Raw genomic sequence first — 20946 nt, 5'->3', positions numbered from 1 at the left:
ATATCTGCCAAAAAAAATGTCCTGAGCAAACAGCTCAAGACATCATTCCATTTTTATTCATTATAATGGGCTATCAATAGTCAGTACTGATTGGCGCTTTCGGCAATGCGCAAATGGTACCCATTAATTTCTTTGATGGTATACTCTCTCACTCCCCAAGGTTTGTCTTCTATGTCCGACACAATCGTAACGTCTTTAAGGGCATGCTCTTCATAAATGGCGTCTATACCTTCTACAAACAACATTACCTCAAAGCCCTGCATGTGTTGCACCATTTCGGGGTTTTTGCCAAACAACAACTTCATATTGTCACGGCTAATGCCTGCATCGGTGGGTGGGTCACCCCAAAACCACTCTTTGCTAAAGCCCAGTACATAACGATAATAGGCAATGGTTTCCTGCAAGTTGTTCACTGGCAAAAAAGGTACAGTGTGGGAGAATTTTTTGGTTGTTAGCGCTGTTTCCATAATTTTTGATTGTTTTTTTATTTCTTCAAGTCATCTATCCCAAAATAATAAAATTTAACCTTAAAATTAAGCAAAACAGCACTAAACCCTTCAACTGGTGTGCTTATAGCTTCGCCAAACGCTTTAGGGTTGTTTTCACCCTTCATTCTTTTAAGCATTTGCCTCAGCTGTAGCTACCCCACCCGCTCAGTAATGCCAGCAGCTACCATCATTTCTTCACGTAAGATCATATCGGCAGCTTTTTCGGCAATCATGATCACAGGGGCATTGGTGTTGCCTCTGGTGACATTGGGCATAATAGAAGCATCTACCACTCGTAAACCATTGACTCCATACACTTTTAGCTCTGCATCTACCACTGCCATTTCATCGTCACCCATTTTGCAGGTAGAGGTAGGGTGGTACAAAGTTTCACCTGTAGCACGAATCAGGTCTTCTATTTCTACATCATCTGTGGGGCGAGTGGCAAAGTCATGCCAACCTTTACGGTAAGGAGCAAAAGCATTGGTCATGCCCAATTTTTCGGCAAGTCTAAAACCCCACACCGAACGCCGGATGTCATCGTCGGTGCTCATATAGTTATGATCTATGGCTGGGGCAGTACTAAAGTTTGCCGAAGCCAGTTTTACGGTGCCTTTGCTACTCGGATTGAGAATTTTTCCTCCAATAGAGTAACCATTGCCCTTTTCGGGATTTTTGAAACCGTGCGATAAAAAATAAGCCGGAGCAAAATGGTATTGAATGTCGGGCGAGGGTTGATCAGACGAAGAGTAAACAAAACCTCCTGCTTCGCCTATGTTGGTGCTAAACATGCCTTTTTTGGTGAGTAGGTATTGAAACAAGTTTTTGAATACGCCCGGAAAGTTTTCTGCCGAATCGAGCGAACGTTTGTAATTACTGTTAAACAGGGTAAAGTATACCATATGGTCTTGCAGATTTTGCCCTACGCCAGGCAAATGTTTTACTACGGGCAAACCCAGCGCTTGCAAGTCGTCGCCATTGCCTATACCCGAAAGTTGTAACACCTGTGGGCTGTTATAAGCCCCTGCGCTTAGTATTACCTCTTTGCTGGCTTTAGCTTCATGCTTTTGTCCATTTTGGTGGTACACCACCCCTACTGCCCGCTCGTTTTCTATAATAATGCGCTCAACCTGGGCTTTGGTTTCTACCTGGAGGTTTGTTCTTGCCATGACTGGATGCAGATAAGCTTTAGCAGTACTACAGCGCTCTCCTTTGGTTTGTGTTACCTGATAAAACCCAAAACCTTTTTGGGTAGCTCCGTTAAAGTCTTCGTTTGTATCATAGCCCAGCTCTTGTGCTGCCTCTACAAACACCTGTGACAAATGATTGGTATAGCTTCGGTTGGTTACATTGAGCGGTCCACCTTTGCCGTGAAAGTCATTTTGAATAATCTCTTGATTTTCTGATTTCTTAAAATAAGGAAGTACTTCATCGTAAGACCAGCCCAGGTTGCCCAGGGCACTCCATTCGTTGTAGTCTTGGCGGCTTCCCCTGATATAAATCATGGCATTGATACTACTACAACCTCCCAACACTTTGCCACGAGGCAAATACATTTCACGGTTGTGCATGGTGGGTTGGTTGACTGTAGTGTAGCCATAGTCTACCTCTGTTTTGAACAATTTGGGAAATCCAGCTGGAATTTTTACGTTTTGCAGGTTGTCTTTACGCCCGGCTTCTAACACGAGCACTTGGCTTTTCGGGTTGGCACTCAGGCGATTGGCAAGTACACAGCCAGCAGATCCTGCCCCGATAATGATGTAATCGAAGTTATTTTGCATAAGGTTAGTGTGTGTAATATATATTGAATAATTGATTATACGCTAACAGACGTGGTTATTAAAAATAATGCACTTTTATTGGTCAGTGGTTAAACACAATAGTCCATAGCTGACTCGAGTAAATGTTCACCTTGTTAAATGCTGTAAAACAGTGGCGTATATTAAGATTGCTTACTCACTTTATTTTTAAACGTGTTTCGGTTTTAAGCCTAAACACCCAATTAAATAGTTTTTAAATTCATAAATAACCAGCAACCAACTTTGACGAAAATCACTGCGGAGTATTGTAAACAGCAAGGTTCAAAATAAATTCTCAGATTGAAGGAAGTTATCTAAAACCAAACGAGGCATTGATAGCCTTTGGTTGGGCTCGTAGCTGTAGCTATGAGCAAGGCTTACCCCCTAAAAGAACGCTCTTTTGAACTTCTGTATGTGAGAAGTTTTGTAAATAAGTTTTAAATAAGCTAAAAAAGCGATTTTTAACGCCTAAAGGAGCACAAAATATTGAAAGTCTTATGTAAATTTAATGACCGAGCGTCACAATAACTAATATTTATAAAATATCTTAGAATAATTCAGACTAAATGCCGCACAAAAGAAAGGAAGTTTGAGCAGTTGCTCGAAGGCTTGAAAAGAAGCGGTGTGTTGGGGCAAAAACCATTGTAACAAACCAAACTAATTGCCTGCATGGCTTCATCGTCATAGATAAAATCCATACAGGGCAACAGTATGGTAAATAATTTGGGGAGAAAGGACTTATAACTGAGGTTTGTTACCTTTGGCAATGTTGGCAAACAAAGCAAAGAATGAAAACTTATCGTTGATACGCTTGATTTTTACTTCAAGGTCATCTGAGGTCAAGGCTACCTGTACCAAGCCTATGCCAGCTCCTTTACTTTCACCTTCACGGGGGGCGTCTCTCAGCTTACGTTTATAATCACGCAAAGCATCACGATCGAGTGAAATAACCGTTTTCCATTTATCAAGTAGTATAGAGGCGCTTTCGGTAGTAATCAGGTTTCCAGTGATTACCCGATATTCATTTTCTGTTTGTAAAATTACCAGTGTTCCTACTTTGTCCTGATCACCAAAGTGGTTGATTTCTTTAGAGTAAAACAACACATTTTGACTCAATTCCATAAACACTGAAAACACTTTTTTACCAGCTTTGCGGTTTTCTTTGAGTTTTTCTCTGATGTCGCGGCTAAATTCGGCTAATAAAACATCAGTGAGAGGTCCTTTGTACGAAAGAATAAGATTTTGATGATTGAGCTGTGCATAATAAGCAAAGAAATCAAAATCATTGTTTAAGTCTTCTTCTTTTGGATCCATAGATCGTTTTATTTGAAAATTATAAATATGAATATTTTATTCAAAAATTACGCAAACAAATTCATATCCAAAAATGCGTAAAACTTGCTATTCTGTTAATAAAAATTAAATTTCCCAGAACAACTTCTCCCTAAAACTTACTTTGGGGCAGCAAAAAGTCTTTTGACAACATCTATGAATATATACAAAGCCATGATTCTTTGGTTGATGCTATGACCTGCTGTTTGCTAAAAAAGGAAATTTTTGTCCAAATATTGGATTTTTGGGCAATGTTAAAATAAATCAATTGAAATGAAATATAATAATAAATGGTTTATATACAATAGAGTTTTAAGAGTATGTTTTGAAAAGGTTTGCCTGAATACAATAATTATTGAGCAGACCCAATACCTACAAAAAGTAAATCAATGGATGCAATGAAAGAAAAATATGGTTTTAGTGAGGTTGATTGGAAAAGTTGTATAAAAGTGCTTGAAGTATTAAAAGATAATCCGTTCCATAACCCAGACAATCAACGTTTTGGGACACTGGTTACCAAGATACACAAGCAAGCAAAAAAACAACGCAAACAAGCGCCTGCCAATGCACGCAAAACCAATGACATGGCTACCTTGCAACAGACCACTATTGCCCACAACGCCTTGGCAAACAAGACTTTATTTACGCACCAAGTCAACCCTAAAACAGCCAACCCGGTATATACGCCACTACATACCCCGCGTAACTGCTATAGTTGCAACACCGCCTACCAAAAAGCCCATCCTTTTTATCATCGCTTGTGCCCTGCCTGTGCCGAGCTCAATTATACCTACCGCAGCCTTGCTCCTGACCTTCGCGGGCGCAAAGTGATACTCACCGGAGGACGGGTGAAAATTGGCTATGCCGCAGCGCTCAAGCTATTGCGGTGTGGGGCGGAGCTTACCCTCACTACTCGGTTTCCGGCGCTTGCCCTTGAACAACTTCAGCAAGAAAAAGACTACACGCAATGGCAACACCGTTTGCACATTTATGGGCTGGACTTACGCAACTTAAGCGCAGTTCAAGCCTTTATTGAGCGCTACTGTACCCAACACAAGCATTTAGATATATTGATTAACAACGCTGCCCAAACCATTAGGTATGACCAGGCGTACTATACACCATTGTTGGCAAAGGAGCAACAATTGCTCCCTCAATACCATCAGCAGTTGGTTGCCAATACGACTTCAGTGCTCGGAGGGGTGCCTGCACTACCGGGGTCATTGCCTGCCGCCACACAAGCCCTGACCCGCTTTGGGCAACCAGTAGATGTCAGAGAAAAAAACAGTTGGAATAGTACACTTGCCGAAATACCTGTCGATGAGTTGCTAGAGGTAAACCTCATCAATCATATTGCTCCTTATATGCTTATCAAAGGGTTTACGCCATTGCTCAAGGCATCGACTTATGCCGAAAAACTGATTATCAATGTGTCATCATCTGAGGGGCAATTTAGCTATGGCAACAAAACCAGGTTTCATCCACATACCAATATGACCAAGGCTGCCCTGAATATGCTCACCCGTACTTCGGCACAAGAATATGCTCAATATCAGGTGTTTATCAATAGTGTAGACGTGGGGTGGGTGTCTACTGGGGTGAGAGAAAGTCTGCGGCAAAAACAGTTTGAAGCGGGACAAATACCTCCGCTTGACCCGGTAGATGGGGCAGCCAGAATTATACACCCAATATACGAAGCCATCATAAACAAACACTTTTTGTTTGGACACTTGCTCAAAAATTACAAAATTGAGGAGTGGTAAGGGCAGGCGTGGAACTGAAAGTACAGGTTGGCTTTTCGGGCTATTCGTATAAACACAAATCTATACTTGATAAATTTGGTAAGGATGTTGGCGTAACTGGAAACGTGTCGGACTCATAACCCGAAGCTACAGGTTCAAGTCCTGTACATCCTTCAAAACCTATAGAAAAGTCTCCTCAGGGCGGAGGTGTTACCGGAAACACGTTAGACTGTCACTCTAAAGATTGCGGGTTCGAATCCCGCACGCCCTGCTATATTTTTCGTTACCAAATGGTAAGGATGTTGGTGTAAAGAGAAACACATCGGACACACTACCCGAAGCAACAAGTTCAAGCCCTGTACATCCTTCAAAAACAATGACCATACAAGAGGGTTGGTGTAACTGGAAACACATTCACTTGCCAAGCGAAAAATTGCAGGTTCGAGTCCTGTACCTTCTTATGCTTAACAAAAAGAGCACTGATGTAACAAGGAAACATGCTGCTCTCCAAAGCAGTTATGCGGGTTCGATTCCCGTGTGCTCTTTTTATTATGATGGTTTGGTATCGGTGTGTTAGGGTCAAATTAAGATTTTTTTAATTTTACACCTCACAACTCCGAGCCTGTCTTCGGAGGATTGTCAACTTAACGTCCACAAAATAAGACGGAAACGAAAGCCCCTGTTTTTCAAGCTAAAGTGCCTTTGGATTTTGCGGATTCTTTGCGCACGGGCTAAAAAGTCAAAATCTCGACATACGTTGATGCAACGATTCGATCCGGTGGTGAGGACACAACCAAGTGCGATGACGATGTTATTTATTGATAGTCAAACAATTAAATTGAAAAGAGATTTTAGTCATAAATTTTATAAGAATGCCCTGCATCATATAGGATTTGAAACGAGCGGATACTACAAGCAAACTTACCCCGTCAAGCGTATTTTAATAGCATCATATAGGATTTAAAAAAACAAGCTTGATTCCTCCACATACTTCAATAATCTGGCTCCACAAAAATGTGGGTGTTATTGACTGGGTGATTGCCAGGCAAAACATATTAAACTGCTACTACTAAAGCACAAACCCTCTTGATGTTTGAGTATCAAGAGGGTTTACTGTAAATCTAAAATAAAGACTAAGTGAAATTTAAAAACAAAATAGCAAGTGATGATCGTTGTATTATTTAATATAAAAGTCAAATAATTCCATTTACTTATATAATACTCACATCGTCCACCGTCATTTGCTGAAGACAAAGCCACTCCCAGGCTTGAGGGTGATCATCGAAGTAGGCTACATTGAACGATTTTTTAATCTGTTTCTTTATTTCGTCCATTGTTTGTTGGGTAGACAATTGCGCCACATAAGAAGGGGGATTAGTCAGCGCAAAGTATGAAGTACCATACTTGAACTGATGAGGAGCTATTTCAGTACTTATCCAGCACTGTAGCTCTGGTCGGATAATGAAATCGCGTTGGGTGTTGTCTTCTAAAAAACCTGTGGGCCTGTACTCTGCCGAAATCTCAGGTATTCGTAGCATTTCTTGTTTAAACGCTTGGTCAGGCATTGTTGCTGATGCACTGAGCCATTGGTATGTCAAGATATTTTCTTCTGAAGCATAAAATATTTTGACATAATCTGATTGATGTAATGTTCGCATATGAATTTTGGTGATTTAATAGTGGGTTGGCATAACCCACTTGTTTTTCAACTATGACCTATAATAAAATGAATGGATATTACTATAGGTATACTTAAGGCCTGATGAGTAAGTTTTTGCAAAAATCGCCAAAATGGTACACAAACAATTTAAACCATAAAAAAACGAAGGTAAAGGAGATGTTTTCGTAAAAACCATCGTTTTAGTTATTTTCCCTTATTTGTAGCTGTATGTAACGTTGTTTCAGGCAAAACTCTCTATTTACCCTCGCTTCTTTTGGCAAATCCACTTGAGTTTCAAATAAATTTTACATTTATTTGAAATAGCTTGACAAATATTTGTCTGGTAAGTAACCAAGCCGATTATTATGCAACAACTTTCGGGCTTAGATGCCACTTTTTTATATATAGAGTCAAACCGTGCCCCTATGCACGTAGGGGGGGTGTACATATTTGAACCTTCCAAAGACAATGAGCGCTTTAATTACTATCAATTCCGCGATTTTATCGAATCTCGTTTACACATTTCAAGGGTTTTCAGGCAACGCTTAGTAGAAGCACCTTTAGACATGAGTCACCCTTATTGGATAGAAGACCCAGATTTTGACCTAGAGTACCACCTACACCATGTGGCCATTCCTCAACCAGGCGGCTCACAAGAATTGCTCGACCTTGCCGCCCGTATTTTTAGTCGTACAATGGATCGTAAACGCCCTTTGTGGGAAATTACCATAGCCGAAGGACTCAATATTGAAGGAATTCCACCCAACTCGTTTGCCCTTATTACCAAAGTACACCACGCAGCTATAGATGGAGGCTCTGGAGCCGAAATGATGGGAGCTTTACTGAATCCATCACCTGCAAAACGCCCCAAAGATAATGAAGAACACCACTATTGGGAGTCTGAGCGCATTCCTACTGGCATAGAAATCATTGCCCGTAACTATATCAAATCGGTGGGTACTCCAGTAAAGCTCGCCAAGTTTTTGTATGAGGCAGTAGGCAATACTATAGATGTGGCAAAAGAGGCCATTACCAAATGGATAGAGCCCCCTCCCATGCCATTTACTGCCCCCACTACTTTGTTTAATGCTCCGGTGACTGCGCATCGTATTTTTGGTGGAGCCAATATTCCTTTGGAACGCATTAAAAAAATGAAAAATATTGCCAAGACCACTGTCAACAATGTAGTATTGGCAGTGTGTGCGGGTGCTTTGCGGCGTTACCTAAAAGACAAGAATAACTTGCCCAAAAAGCCTTTAGTGGCAATGGCTCCTATATCGGTACGGAGCGAAGAAGACAAGGGGGCAATGGGCAATAAGGTATCAGCTATGTTGGTATCACTTGCTACCAACGAAGAAGACCCTTTTAAGCGTTTAATGCTTATTCACGAAAGTGCTACCAGCTCTAAGGTATATAGCAAGGCTATAGGTGCCGACAAGATTATGGATTTGGTGCCTTCGGAACTGGCAGCCCTGGCAGCACGCTTGTATACCAAGTCGAAAGTGGTAGAGTATATACGCCCTATATATAACCTGGTAATCACCAATGTACCTGGGCCTCCGATTCCCTTATACATGGGAGGAGCTAAACTGTTGAACCACTATGGTACTGCACCACTCATAGACGGAGCCGGGCTATTGATGGTAGTCTTTAGTTATGCCGGGGCTATTACTATTAGTGCTACTTCGTGCCGCGAACTAATGCCCGACCTGGACAAATTTATTGAAAATATTTATGAGTCGCTAGATGAACTTGAGCAAGCATTACAAGTGATAGCTCCTGCCAGTCAATAGCCTCTACAGCCTCAAGTCCTTAGATGCCAATGAATATCGGTACTTTTAGCGACAAACTGCAAGTTTTTGGCTGATCTTCAGGAAACTAACCTCAACAAATTACCCAACAAGCCCACCAGTGATACCATTGGTGGGCTTGTTGATATACTATAGCTCTTATGTTTATTTAGTCGTTTTTCAAGCCTTGTTTTTCTCTTTCCAGCCTGGCTTTTTCTCTTTCAGTTTTACGCAATTTGCGCCCTATCTTTTTATTTACAAAAAACAATATCAAGTACAGTATAAAACTAAACATGGCAATACCTATGCCCCAGTTAATCAGCTGTGGATTATACTTAAGTAATAAAGCCCATTTGTACATAGCATACAAAAACAAGAGAAAACTTACTAAAATAAAGAATCCATCTTTGTAATAAGTAGGATTATTTTTGAATAACAAGGTAAACTGAAATTTTTTGATATAGCTCCAGTTGCCCCTCCCATCGGTAATCTCATCACCAAATATATTTGCCCTTACCAGATCTTCGCCTCCCAAATGTTCTTTAATGCATTTTTCTACTTCGGTAGTGCGTATCTCCAGGCTACTTCGTTTGAGATTCACCATTTGTAAAAACAGCAACAATCCTGCATACATCAAGGGCAAAACCAACAAAACCTGTTTGATGGGTAGTGGTATCTTGGTAGATGAAATTTCGGCAGTAGGTGCGGCCATTTTTTCTTGCTTACTTTTGGCGATGATCATGTATTTTTTCACCTCCTGTTTATTAAAAGTAAATAAGCTATCGGGCTTAATTATTTTTTGGGTAATTTTGTTACGGTCTTTTTCGGTCAATACCTTAAATATTGCTTGCCATTGAGCAATAATTTTGATGGTATCGGCCTTGAGTGCTCCTTTTGCCAATTGTGGTACTTCCTTCAGCTTTTTGGTGTCTTTTACACTGGTTCTCATCAACTCTTGGACAGGTTTTGGTTTTTCTTCCTTTTTGCCCACCCTTTTTTTGCTAAAAGTATTGAGTATTTTCCAGGTTTTATATTTCCACTTCCACGAAGGTGAATCTTTGCCAATGGCTAACCAAGGCGTAATTTCATCGCTGTGTTTAAGCTTGGTAAATTTGCTCTGAATACTATCTACTTGCACACCTACTGGCATCTTTTCATCTACCCATATCTGAATAGCCCGATACTGTCTCTTGAGGCGGGCAAGCCCTGCTTTGCTTGCCGAGTCTTTGACTTTCATGTTATAGTATAACCCTTCTGCCTGGGTATTTAGCAACCGTTTGATGGCTTTGGTTGCTTTCAGTAACTGTTTGGCTTTACTTTCGGGCACAGTATCGTTTGCCGCTACTGTTTCCAGTTGTTTGATCGTGCTGTCAAGTTTAGGCAACGAATCGGACAGGGCAAGTTTTGATAGTTCGGCAGAATCTTCCTCTATTTGATTTTGATTGGCTACAAGGTCTTCCAGTTGCTTTTGAATAGAGGGCAAGCTATCGAGGTGAAACCCTTTTTTGGTTTGATTGTAATAGGTAAGCATGGGAGAGTCGTCAGACGCTGTGCTATCTATTAGCTGCATAATGTTAAGGCGCTTTACTCTTGTCATAGAATTCTGGCTGTTCAGAAACTCGCGATATGTTACCTTATCCAGGTATCCTTTACCATACACGTGCTCCCACTGGGTAAGCATGTCGTTTGCTTTTTGCCAGGCAGAAGGTTTGAAGTCCCGGTTAAAAATCAAAGCAAGAAACACCACTAAAAACAAAATTGCTCTTGTATAAGTTTGCTTAATCTGCAGCGATTTTTTATCAATTCTGCCCATCAACACCTCGCGGCTGCGGTAGAGTCCATCCAATAACTGTTCTTTATAGTCCGCCATAGTATCGTTTTGGTAGCGATGAAAAAATTAAAGTGTAATATTTCAAAAAAAACACATAAATAAAAACGATTGCCCCAAAATTTCCCCCACGTTTGCTATATACAACAAACCCTGGCAAACAATTCTGTTTATCAGGGTTTTAACTCATACCAAGTGGTCTAATAAAGCATTTATTATTTATTCCCCCACCATCACAAACGCTCCCCAGTAATAAGGCGCCGCATAAATCTTTTTGCCCGCTTTTTTGTAGTTACGTAAATGCTCCTGAGCAGCCCTAAAAGCCGCGCGCTTACTTTTGCCCTTGCCTATCCATTCTTTATAAAAACGGCTCATCAACAATTGAGTAGCCGTATCGTCTACCTTCCAAAGGCTCATCAATAACGACTTGGCACCTGCTACCATAAAGGCACGTTGTAAACCGTAGACCCCTTCGCCGTTTTCTATCTCACCCAAGCCTGTTTCGCAAGCCGAAAGGGTCACCAAATCGGTACCACGCAAATCAAGTGCGGAGGCTTCGTAGGCAGTGAGGATGCCGTCTTCTGTATTAGGCTTTAAAGTAGCTTTTTCGTAACTACTTGCTCCAGCCAACACAATTCCTGAACGCAACATAGGTTCTTCACGGGTAATTTTTGCTCTGAGAGCATTCATATCCTTACCTCCACGCGAAAAGTTGTCAAATACGACTTCTTCGTTGGTTACTTTGGTAGGAGCTTTAAAGTTCTCGATAAAAAAACCATGAGTAGCAATGTGCAAGATTTTAGGAGATGCCACGTTTTTCACCGCTTTTTCCAAAGCTTGTTCTTTCAAACGGGTCACCACTTGATATGCTTTCTGTTCACGCAGTACTTTTTCTATAGCTCGAATTTCGACTTCGGTACCAGGCAAATCGCTCCAACCACTACGTAAGGTTTGCTTACCACTTTTATATTCCTTTGCTGACAGTGGTGTAGTCGCAGTAGTAGATGTTGTTTGAGTATTCAAGGCAGTTTCAGCTTTTTTCAACTCTTCAATAGGCAAATCATACGCAGGGCGGGCAAATAACTGAATACGGTTATTAACTTGAACTGATGTTTTTGAGGTTTTAAACTTTACGATGTCCTTTAAATTATTTACCAGATGTAACTCTACCTCTTCACCCACATATTTGCCTGTAACAGGGTTTTGTAAAGTACTCACATTGAGTTGATGGTATACTCCATCGGGTGAAAAGTATACCTTTTTAATGCCTTTGTTTTTGATCAACGTAGCTATAGGCGACCAAAACCTACCATAAGAGAGGGTATCGGTTTGCTTAGACTGGATGGCTTTTTGGTATTGTTTTACAAATGTTTGAGCAGTATTAGTTTTATACTGCATAATGTTTACTTCAGGGTAGCTTGTCTTAGCTGTAACTATCAGGAAAAAGCTAAACGACTCTTCTTTTTTTGTTTGGGGGTTCAAGTACTTATAAGGAAGCACAGTAAGGGCGGCTTCGTCAGGTTTTAGTGCTTTTCTTATGTCATCAAATTTAATTCGTCTCTCATTCTCCGCATTTACTCCTACTTTCAGAGACAATTCTTTTTCAAGTTTTTGTACTTGTGCTATAGCTTTTTGAATGTCTACACCCCTTTGTTTTTGTTCTTCTACACTCAAGGTAATGGCTACTGCTATTTGAGCTTTCAACCGGGTATATCTCTCATATTTTTCGTGCACCAAAGTATCTATACTAACTATAGCTAATTCTTGCATTTTTTTAACATCACTCAATAAGAAAGACTTCATTGCCAGATGTAAATTGAAGGTGTTTCGTACAAATACAGTATCTATAAACTTGTTTTTTGCTCCTGCCAGTATGATACCTTTAAAGATACTAAAGACATCAATTAAGCTATTGAAATACTTTTTTTTACCCTGTTCATTCATATATATTGATGTACGGCGCAAACTAGTAAACCAAGCCTCTCCTACTTGACTCAGATTTTTTGTTGCTTTGTCAAAATTACCCAATAACCAATCACTTTGCACTATAGCTGTTTCTATATTTAAGTAAGCGCGATGATACTTTCCGAACAAACCTTGATAAATTCCACTTGCTTTATTAAACCACCGAATGGCGTCGTTATGTTTATTCAAATCAGAGTATAACCACCCCATATCTCTTGCTACTGATGCATACGCTTGGTGAGTGGTCCCCAAAATTCTCCTTGCTATTTTCTCCGCTTGTTGATAGACACTCAGGGCTTTATCATACCTGGCTTGTTGCTTATACAACTCTCCTTGTAACATCAAAATTCCAGGTTTATTAATATCGTTAATATTTTTACGCTTTAGAATATCTTGCAAAATCGCCTCAGCTTTTCGATATTTTTGTTGATAAATATGTGTATATGCTAAATTATATATAGCTGAAAGATATTCTTGACTCTGTGTTAATTGATTTTTCTCGCTTATTTTTTTAACCTCACGATATAAACTCTGCGCTTTTTCAAACTTACGCTGATTAAAATACAATGCTCCTACCTCAAGCATTAATTGGGTATATAGCTTATTTGTCTCTAAATGCTTTCTTTTCAAAATTTCCAACCCTTCTTCATAACATAATTCAGCGTTTACGTATTTTCCCCTTTGTTGATGCAAACTACCTAGCCCACCTAAAGTCTCAGCGTATTTAGGATGCTGTTTACCCAGTTGTGCTTTTTTCAACCTTAGCACCTTCTTATATAATTGCTCGCTTTTCTCATGTAGATTTTGACGTTGATAAAGATTAGCCAAGCCCTCCAAAACACTCGCATACATCAGGTTATTTGTTCCTGTTAGTTTGGCCAATGTTTCTAACACCTCTTGTAATACTTTTTTTGCTTTAGCCTGCTTTCCTAATTCAGTGTAAAGTTTTCCTAGTTTAATCAAGTATTGGTAATATAATATATGCTCTTTGTTTAAAACCTTTCTGAATATATTTCCCGCACGTTTATACTGCTCTAGTGCTTGCTTATACTTCCCTTGGTTTTGATCAAGTAAAGCTATATTTAATAAAGAAATGCCATATTCCTGGGTTTTATTAAGGTCATTTTTTTCATATACTTGAGTGGCTTCATCAAAAACACGCTTTGCATTTTTATAAGCACCTATAGCCAAATAGTTGCTTGCTAAATTCCCCAAATAGCTGGCGTAAACGAGAGGAGTTACCTCTGGTATTTTCTTTGCCTTTTGAACAATAGATATGTACACACTCTCTGCTTGCTGATACTTCCCCTGAGCCTGATATAAATTTCCCAACCTATTTGAGTAAAACAATAATTTTGGGTGATTCTGTGGAAAAATAGCCTTACTTATTCTTTGAACCTCTTTATAATAACTCTGTGCTTTCTCATACGATGCCTTTGTAGTATACAGGTCCATCAAACCACTCAAACAATCAACATAACCTGTACTCGCCTGTTTAATACTTCTATAAGTAACCAAAGCTTGTTTATACCTAGACTCTGCTTCATCATAGGCCCCTTGATCGTGGTAAAGCCTAGCAAAATTTTGCATAGCGCCCGCATAATATAAAGGAGATGAAGCTTTCATTTTTTCTAAGATTTCTACTCCTTCCTCATATAGTGATTTGGCTTGTTTAAAACTCTTTTGATCACGGTAAGCATTTGCCCAATTTACCAACAAAGTAGCATATTGAAAATGCGTTTTTCCATATACTTTTTCATAAACTGACCTCACACTTTTATACAATTCAATTGCCTTTTTATAATCACCTTGTGCATTATAAATAGTCCCTAGTTGGAGATTAACCATGGCATATTTTATATGCTGCTTGCCTAATTGTGGATGTGCCCCATAAATAGACTTTACTTTCTCAAACAACACTTTTGCTTTAGCATACTTACCTTGTTCAACATATATATTTGCAAGTTCATGAGCTGCTGTCGCATAACTCACGTGTTGTTCACCAAATACCTCACTATAGATGGTAGTTGCTTTTTCAAAAAATGGGGCAGCCTCTTTTGTTTTTTTGAAGTAGTTTTTTAGCTGCCCCATATAAAAACAAACAGTTCCATAAGCTGTATATTCAGTCATTATATTGGTTTTACTAAAAATAGTAATCGCTTCGGCAAAAAGTGAATCAGCAACTTTATAGTTTTTCTGTACAAATTGAATCAATCCGAGGTTATATAGAGTGGTTGCAGTTTTTTCACTGTTAGGGGGAAACTCTTTCAAGGACTGAACTCTCGCTCTCTCGAACATTTTGCGGGCATCTGTCCATTTTTGCGTATTGTACAATTGGGTGGCTTGTTGAGCGAAAGTTTGCCATGAAGGTTGAGCAAGGCTACCATCTTGATTGTAATACTTGATTTGTGTTATTACCCCATTTTCAAATAATGCTTCATAATGCTTTTTACCATTATAATGATAGTATACTCCCTTGCCTTCAAATTTATCTGGGTTTTCAGCAATAAGTTGATCTATTTCTGATTGCAGCACACCTGACTTATAATAGTCTTTAACTTCGCCTACAGGTTTGCCATTTTTATAAGATAATAACCGATAGTATTCGGTCTTGTCGCGCTCAAAAGTCACTTTCCAGTGCTTATCATACAGAATAATCCATTTACCTTTTTTTAAGCCTTTGGTATCAGTTTTATTTGGTCTTTTCGGTATTTTGGTCTGCCCTTGCACACTACCAACACCCACCAATAAACACAAAACCCAAATTATGCTCACTTGCTTCATCATTTTCTAACTTATTTAATTCCTTCATATACATACCCCAATATAAATATTCTCAGGAGTTTTTCTCATAAAAACTTCCTCTGACACGTTTTTTAACAGTATTATATATTTAGGGGACTCCCAAGTACTTACTATTATAAACTATTTATATTATTTTGCATTTTCATACCATACGAATTATACCAAAAATGAGGAAATTATTATTTCTGGCTCTTTTTATTGGGGCAAACACCATAGCAATAGCCCAAGATACTTATTATATTTTGGCAGTAAAAGGCAAGATTTTGAACAAAAAAACCAACCAATACCTTAAGGCAAGACAAAAGATAAGATCAAGTGATAAGGTCATATTTAAGGACAAAAACGCCAAAGCACTGATCTATAGCCGAGGCAAAGGGAGGTTTAACCTTACCCTGAACCCCCAAAACAAGAAAAGCCCCAACGAGTTGGTAGTATTGGTCAAGAAAAGTATTTTTAGCCAACAAATGAGAGCTTTTACGAGGGGACAAAGAATTGTATCTCTTCTTGGATTGCAAAAATTTATTGAGCAAGGCAAACCTCAGTTCGCCATCCTGAACGACCGCCTAGAGCTTGAATTTACTCCTCCAATGATGGGTCAAGTAGTCGGAGAGTTGGGGGAAGGAATATTTTTCATTCGCTACCAATACGAAGGTAAAACCAGAAACATAGGCTTGACACTGAAAGATCAAAAACTCATCTTTACCAAAGAAAGCTTGTTTAAAACAAAAGAAGGTAAATGGCTTGATCCAAGTAAAGCAAGTGATATGCACTTGGCTTTTTATAGACAAAAGAAACAAGTTATCAATGGAGTAACGTTACCTAAGGGAGCATTTAACCTAGGAGAAAATGAAACAAAACTAATGTTTAATCCTGTTTTCTTAACCACACAAGAAGCAAAAGACAAAGGCCTATTTGCATTAGCCAAAATGCTAAAAAACCAACCTATCAAGGGGACAACAGAACAGATTCAAGATGATATCAATGAAGCGTTAGCAGAGTTTTTAGCCTCAATATATGGAGGGGCTGGCTCAGACAATGTAGAAACCTGGTACAAGCAAAATTTTAAATAATAATTTATACGTTACGATCTCTGAGAGAAAGGGTTTGTACAAGTAAAGCAATTGCATTCCCTTGCTCTTTTTTACAGCTACAACAATGATGAAACAGATGATCATTCTATCCAATCATTTTTAACTTAGCGAAGCTACCAATAAGAGTCAACAGCTATTGAAAAGCTACCACTAAATTAATAGCCTTTTATGACAATCAAACGACCAAAAAAATTTAAATATTGGGTATTTGGAGCAGCCTTTGTCAATGCCTGCCTGTGTATGTTGGGGGCATTTTTCTTGTTAGGAAGGTCAGTCAAAAACGATGTAGATATCACCTTAATGGAGCGTGGCTCGTGGTTCAAAGCCTTGGTACTGGGCATAGACGAAAAGCCACCCAGAGACCAGTTTTTATTTATTGATGTATCGCGCGATAAGCAATTGGTAGACATTCTCGACCAAGATGGTTTTCCGGTGGGCAATCAGGCAATTACCGACCGCGAAAAACTTGCTGAGCTTTTCCATATTTTGGGCAAAAAGCCTAAAGACAACCCCTTGATTCTTTGCGACATATTGTTTGACTCCAAGTCGCCTGCCGACTCTGCACTGGGGGCCGCCATGGTAAAACTCCCCCAACTAGTGGTGTCTTACTCATTTAGCGAAGACGGCAAAGGGCTCATTATGCCGGTGTTTAAGCAGGTAAAACGAGGCATTGCCAACTACGAAACCCACAACAACACTTTTATGAAATTCAGGCTGGTATACAAAGACACTTTGCCCTCAGCACCTATGCAAATGTATGCCATTACTCAGGGCAAAACCTACCAACCGGGCACTTTCTTTACTTACCTCAACAACCGCCCCATTATGACCTACATAGGCACCAACTTGCGTATCAGAAACTACGACTTGTTTGATGCCCCTCAAAAAAAACGTTACAATTGGATAAGGCTGGGTGAGCTGTTGATGTTTTCGGAGGATATACCCAAGATATGTAAAGGGCGTACCCTGGTCATTGGTAGCTTTAACAACGACGATAAGCACGAAACCATTATGGGTGACATTTACGGTCCTTTGATTTTGCTCAATACTTATTTGGCGCTTATCAAAGGCGACAATATCATTACCTGGGGCTGGTTTTTATTTATGTTTTTTGGCTTTTACTTTATGTCCATATTTTTGTTTTGGCAAGTCGCTGCCCAAAGTACTCGTTTTATCAAATGGCTCAACTATTGGCTAAGCCGAGGCTTGTTCAAACACGTTTTGCGCCTGCTTACTTACGCCTTTGGCATTATAGTCATGATGGTGGTTTCTTTTTTATTTTTCAACAAACACCTCAATATCATGAAGCTCAGCGTGTGGTTTTACCTGGTAGACTCTGCCCTTAAATACTTTTACCGCAAACGAGGCTGGCTTCCACCTCTGCTCAAAGACGCAGAAAAATAGACCTTAACAAAAAAGGCTGCTTAGTCACATCATCACAATGCGTCTAAACAGCCTACTTTAAAAATTAAAACCGTTACTTTTTATTTCTTTTTGACTTTCAGTAAAATGCCAAGTCTTTATGTTCACGCAACAGCTATTGACTATCGTCTGAACACTATCGACTATGTTACTTCTTAGGTTTTTTCTGAGGGGGTACTTTTATTTTATCGGTTTTCTTTACTCCTTTTACCACTTCAATGTTTATCCCATCCGAAATACCCGTTTTGAGGTCAACTCTTTTAAACTTTTGCTTGCTTACCTCTACCTCTACATAAGGCTTGTCTTTGCCCCCTTTGGTTTTCGATTTTTCAAACTGTAACAGCTTTTCTTTAATCGCCAACACCTTTACTTTTTTGGCAAGCACAATGTCAGCATTGGCACTATAGCCCGCCCTTAGTTTATCCTTTTCGTTGAGCAACAGCTTGGCGCGAATATCAAACTTAATCGCCCCTTCTTCGGTTTTGCCTTTCGGCGAAATGTATTCCAACTTTGCCTTGAACACCTTGTTTTCGATGGCGCCTATCGTCAGGTCAAGATCCATTCCTTCCTTTATTTTGCCTACTTCCGACTCATCTATCTTCCCTTCAAACACCAGGTTGTTCATGTCGGCCACCACCGCAATGGTAGTACCTTCATTAAAGTTGTTTCGCTCAATCACCGAGCTACCTACTCGCACAGGCACATCGAGCAAAATACCGTCTACTGTAGAGTACACACTGTTGGCAATGTTACCTGCCCGTTGCAAAGCTCCTTGCTGGGTCAGCTTTAGGTTGTCTTTAGCAGCATCTACAGCTTGTTGACGCACATTCAAGTCAAGCTTAAAACGGTTGAACTCTTGTTGCGAAATCACCTTTTGCTCATAGAGCTTTTTATTTCTGTCATGCTCAATTTTGGCATTGTTATAATTGATTTGGGCATTTTGCAAATTACTTTGGGCACTGTTCAACCCCAACAAATCACGGTTTTTGCCGTCCAGGTTTTGTACCACCCTTACCCGCGCAATCATTTGTCCCTTGGTCACCTTCTCCCCTGCTTCTACATACAACTCTTCTATAATACCCGATACCTGTGGTTTTACCTGCACCTCGCGGCGTGGCACTATCGAGCCAGTTGCCACCGATTTTTTGATGATGGTTTTAGTAAATGGTTTTTCTGTTTTGTAAACAACCGGGTCTTTCTTCGATTTCTTATAGAAATAGCCGCCCAACCAGACAGATAAAGCTATAAAGATCGCTCCTGTGATTCCAAAAAATACTTTTTTCATGGCAATACTTGGTTTTAATTCTTTTCTCTATTGTAACAGATGTAATTTTTTATTTATGTATAACGAGTAGTCTCAGTGCTTGTCGTTGGTGTATTATTCGTCACTCAATGCTTCTACCGGGTTTACTTTTGCCGCCTTGCGTGCTGGTATAAATCCCGCAAAGGTGCCCGTCACTACCAGGGTTACCAAGGCGCTAATGGCAATGGTCATATCTACTTCCGGATTTTTAAAAAATGCCCCCTCTGCCCCCATAGAATTAATAAACTCCATCAAGGCGGTGCCTGCCAGCAGACCAAAATACCCCGAAAGTGCTGTAATTACGATAGACTCTTGCAATATAAGACTAATGATAGACCAAGGGGTAGCTCCCAGAGCTTTTCTTACCCCAATTTCTTTGGTGCGTTCCCGCACAATCACCAACATAATATTGCTTACACCTACCGCACCGGCAATGATGGTTCCTATACTTACAAACCAGCTAAATGCTCCTATGATAAAAAACAGCCCTTGCACCCGGCGATACTCTTTTTCTACATTTGCCGATCCCAACGCTTTTTTATCTTTGGGGGCTATAGAATGTCGCTCTGAAAGCAAAGCCTTGATCTTTTTTTCTATCACTACGGCAGGCACTCCGTTTTTGGGCGTAAAAGCAAAAAAGCCTACCTTATTTACCTGGTTAAAAGCTTGCTGCAAGGCAGTATTAGAAATAATTACCCGCTCAGCTGCTTCTTTAATATCGTTGGCATCTCCTTTTCCTTTGATGGTACCCACCACCTTAAACGGAATGCCCTTAATGTCTATATATTTACCCAAAGGGTTCACTCCCTCTTCAAAAAGCAACTCTTGTACTCTGGTACCTATCACTGCTACTTTTCGTTTTTTTTCAATGTCTCTTTCATTCACAAAACGCCCGGTGAGCATTTCGGCAGGACGCACCTTCAAATAATCGGGATATTCGCCCCTTACCTCAAATGAAGCATTCTTTGTTTTATAATTTACTGTAAAATCACCTCTCAACTGGTTGCGGGGAGCAATCACATCTACTTCAGGTATGGCATAACGAATGGCCTCTGCGTCGTCGTTGGTAAACTGAATACGACGCCCTGCCTGAAACCCCTTGAATGGTTCGCTGGTGCGACGCCCCCAAACAAATACAGCATTTTTTGCTACATCAAAGCCTTCCTCTACCCCGTTCTGAAAGCCTCGCCCTGCCCCCAAAAGTACAATGAGCATAAAAATACCCCAAAATACCCCAAAAGCAGTCAAAGCCGTGCGAAGTTTATGCTTTTTGATGGTAGCATATATTTCATTCCATTTGTCTAAATCAAACATTTTCTTTTAGTTATATAGTCAATAGTTGGGAGTCTATAGTCCGTAGTCGATAGCTTTTCTCATAATTGAGAAATCACTTTGCGCAACAACCATAAAACTTTTTTTAAATCGCTTCACCCCATTTACCATCACCAAAGTAGTGTAGCTTTGGGAGTCGATAGTCCGTAGTCGATAGCTTTTCTCATAATTGAGAAATCACTTTGAGCAACAACCATAAAACTTTTTTTAAATCGCTTCACCCCATTTACCATCACCAAAGTAGTGTAGCTTTGGGAGTCGATAGTCCGTAGTCGATAGCTTTTCTCATAATTGAGAAATCACTTTGAGCAACAACCATAAAACTTTTTTTAAATCGCTTCACCCCATTTACCATCACCAAAGTAGCGTAGCTTTGGGAGTCTATAGTC

Annotated in this window: 13 protein-coding genes and 4 tRNA genes; 8 read left to right on the top strand and 9 right to left on the bottom strand. The window is 39.9% G+C overall.

Annotated elements, in window-relative coordinates; genetic code table 11:
* Positions 1–80: 80 nt before the first annotated feature.
* The 4 genes from Q0954_RS23705 to Q0954_RS23690 all read right to left on the bottom strand — a co-directional run bounded on the left by Q0954_RS23705 (position 81) and on the right by Q0954_RS23690 (position 3601).
* Positions 81–467 carry a glyoxalase superfamily protein gene (locus Q0954_RS23705; protein WP_299461139.1) on the bottom strand — a complete coding sequence of 129 codons (387 nt, stop codon included), beginning with the start codon at positions 465–467 and terminating at the stop codon, positions 81–83.
* A 17-nt stretch (positions 468–484) separates the two neighbouring features.
* A complete protein-coding gene (locus Q0954_RS23700) occupies positions 485–613 on the bottom strand; it encodes a hypothetical protein (protein WP_299461137.1) in 129 nt (42 codons plus the stop codon).
* A 27-nt stretch (positions 614–640) separates the two neighbouring features.
* The gene (locus Q0954_RS23695) at positions 641–2269 is read right to left on the bottom strand and encodes a GMC family oxidoreductase (RefSeq protein WP_299461135.1); all 1629 of its coding nucleotides are present in this window, start codon (positions 2267–2269) and stop codon (positions 641–643) included.
* Positions 2270–3025: 756 nt separating this feature from the next.
* Positions 3026–3601 (bottom strand): SiaB family protein kinase, encoded by a 576-nt coding sequence (locus Q0954_RS23690; protein WP_002702623.1) that lies wholly within the window; start codon positions 3599–3601, stop codon positions 3026–3028.
* Between the two features lie 416 nt (positions 3602–4017).
* Between Q0954_RS23690 and Q0954_RS23685 the strand changes: the two genes are divergently transcribed.
* From Q0954_RS23685 to Q0954_RS23665, 5 genes are all read left to right on the top strand, one after another.
* Entirely contained in the window at positions 4018–5382 is a 1365-nt protein-coding gene (locus tag Q0954_RS23685) for an SDR family NAD(P)-dependent oxidoreductase (RefSeq protein ID WP_299461132.1), read from the top strand.
* A gap of 81 nt (positions 5383–5463) precedes the next feature.
* Positions 5464–5535, top strand: a tRNA-Met gene (locus Q0954_RS23680).
* 24 nt (positions 5536–5559) lie between these two features.
* Positions 5560–5632 (top strand) — tRNA-Asp (locus tag Q0954_RS23675).
* Positions 5633–5748: 116 nt separating this feature from the next.
* A tRNA-Gly gene (locus Q0954_RS23670) sits at positions 5749–5821 on the top strand.
* A gap of 13 nt (positions 5822–5834) precedes the next feature.
* Positions 5835–5906, top strand: a tRNA-OTHER gene (locus Q0954_RS23665).
* Between the two features lie 666 nt (positions 5907–6572).
* Here Q0954_RS23665 and Q0954_RS23660 read toward each other — a convergent pair.
* A complete protein-coding gene (locus Q0954_RS23660; RefSeq protein WP_299461130.1) occupies positions 6573–7019 on the bottom strand; it encodes a hypothetical protein in 447 nt (148 codons plus the stop codon).
* Between the two features lie 367 nt (positions 7020–7386).
* On the opposite strand from Q0954_RS23660, the gene Q0954_RS23655 reads away from it, so the two are divergent.
* Entirely contained in the window at positions 7387–8814 is a 1428-nt protein-coding gene (locus Q0954_RS23655; RefSeq protein ID WP_299461128.1) for a wax ester/triacylglycerol synthase family O-acyltransferase, read from the top strand.
* Between the two features lie 166 nt (positions 8815–8980).
* Here the strand turns inward: Q0954_RS23655 and Q0954_RS23650 are convergent, their stop codons facing one another.
* Complete coding sequence (locus Q0954_RS23650) at positions 8981–10681, bottom strand: hypothetical protein (protein WP_299461126.1); 1701 nt, start codon at positions 10679–10681, stop codon at positions 8981–8983.
* A 177-nt stretch (positions 10682–10858) separates the two neighbouring features.
* The gene (locus Q0954_RS23645; RefSeq protein WP_299461124.1) at positions 10859–15391 is read right to left on the bottom strand and encodes a tetratricopeptide repeat protein; all 4533 of its coding nucleotides are present in this window, start codon (positions 15389–15391) and stop codon (positions 10859–10861) included.
* Positions 15392–15576: 185 nt separating this feature from the next.
* Here Q0954_RS23645 and Q0954_RS23640 point away from each other — a divergent pair, with 185 nt between their 5' ends.
* Together Q0954_RS23640 and Q0954_RS23635 are read left to right on the top strand one after the other, a co-directional pair.
* On the top strand, positions 15577–16479 hold the full coding sequence (locus Q0954_RS23640; protein WP_299461122.1) for a hypothetical protein: 903 nt from the start codon (positions 15577–15579) through the stop codon (positions 16477–16479).
* Between the two features lie 189 nt (positions 16480–16668).
* Positions 16669–17904, top strand: a complete 1236-nt coding sequence (locus tag Q0954_RS23635) for a hypothetical protein (RefSeq protein WP_299461120.1) — start codon at positions 16669–16671, stop codon at positions 17902–17904.
* Between the two features lie 166 nt (positions 17905–18070).
* Here the strand turns inward: Q0954_RS23635 and Q0954_RS23630 are convergent, their stop codons facing one another.
* On the bottom strand, positions 18071–19207 hold the full coding sequence (locus Q0954_RS23630) for an efflux RND transporter periplasmic adaptor subunit (protein WP_299461118.1): 1137 nt from the start codon (positions 19205–19207) through the stop codon (positions 18071–18073).
* 93 nt (positions 19208–19300) lie between these two features.
* The gene (locus Q0954_RS23625) at positions 19301–20539 is read right to left on the bottom strand and encodes an ABC transporter permease (RefSeq protein WP_299461116.1); all 1239 of its coding nucleotides are present in this window, start codon (positions 20537–20539) and stop codon (positions 19301–19303) included.
* Between the last annotated feature and the right edge of the window lie 407 nt (positions 20540–20946).

The sequence above is a fragment of the uncultured Microscilla sp. genome (assembly GCF_947493425.1).
Lineage (GTDB): Bacteria > Bacteroidota > Bacteroidia > Cytophagales > Microscillaceae > Microscilla.
Note: the sequence above shows the minus strand (reverse complement) of the source record. Positions and strands in the feature narration are given on the sequence as shown.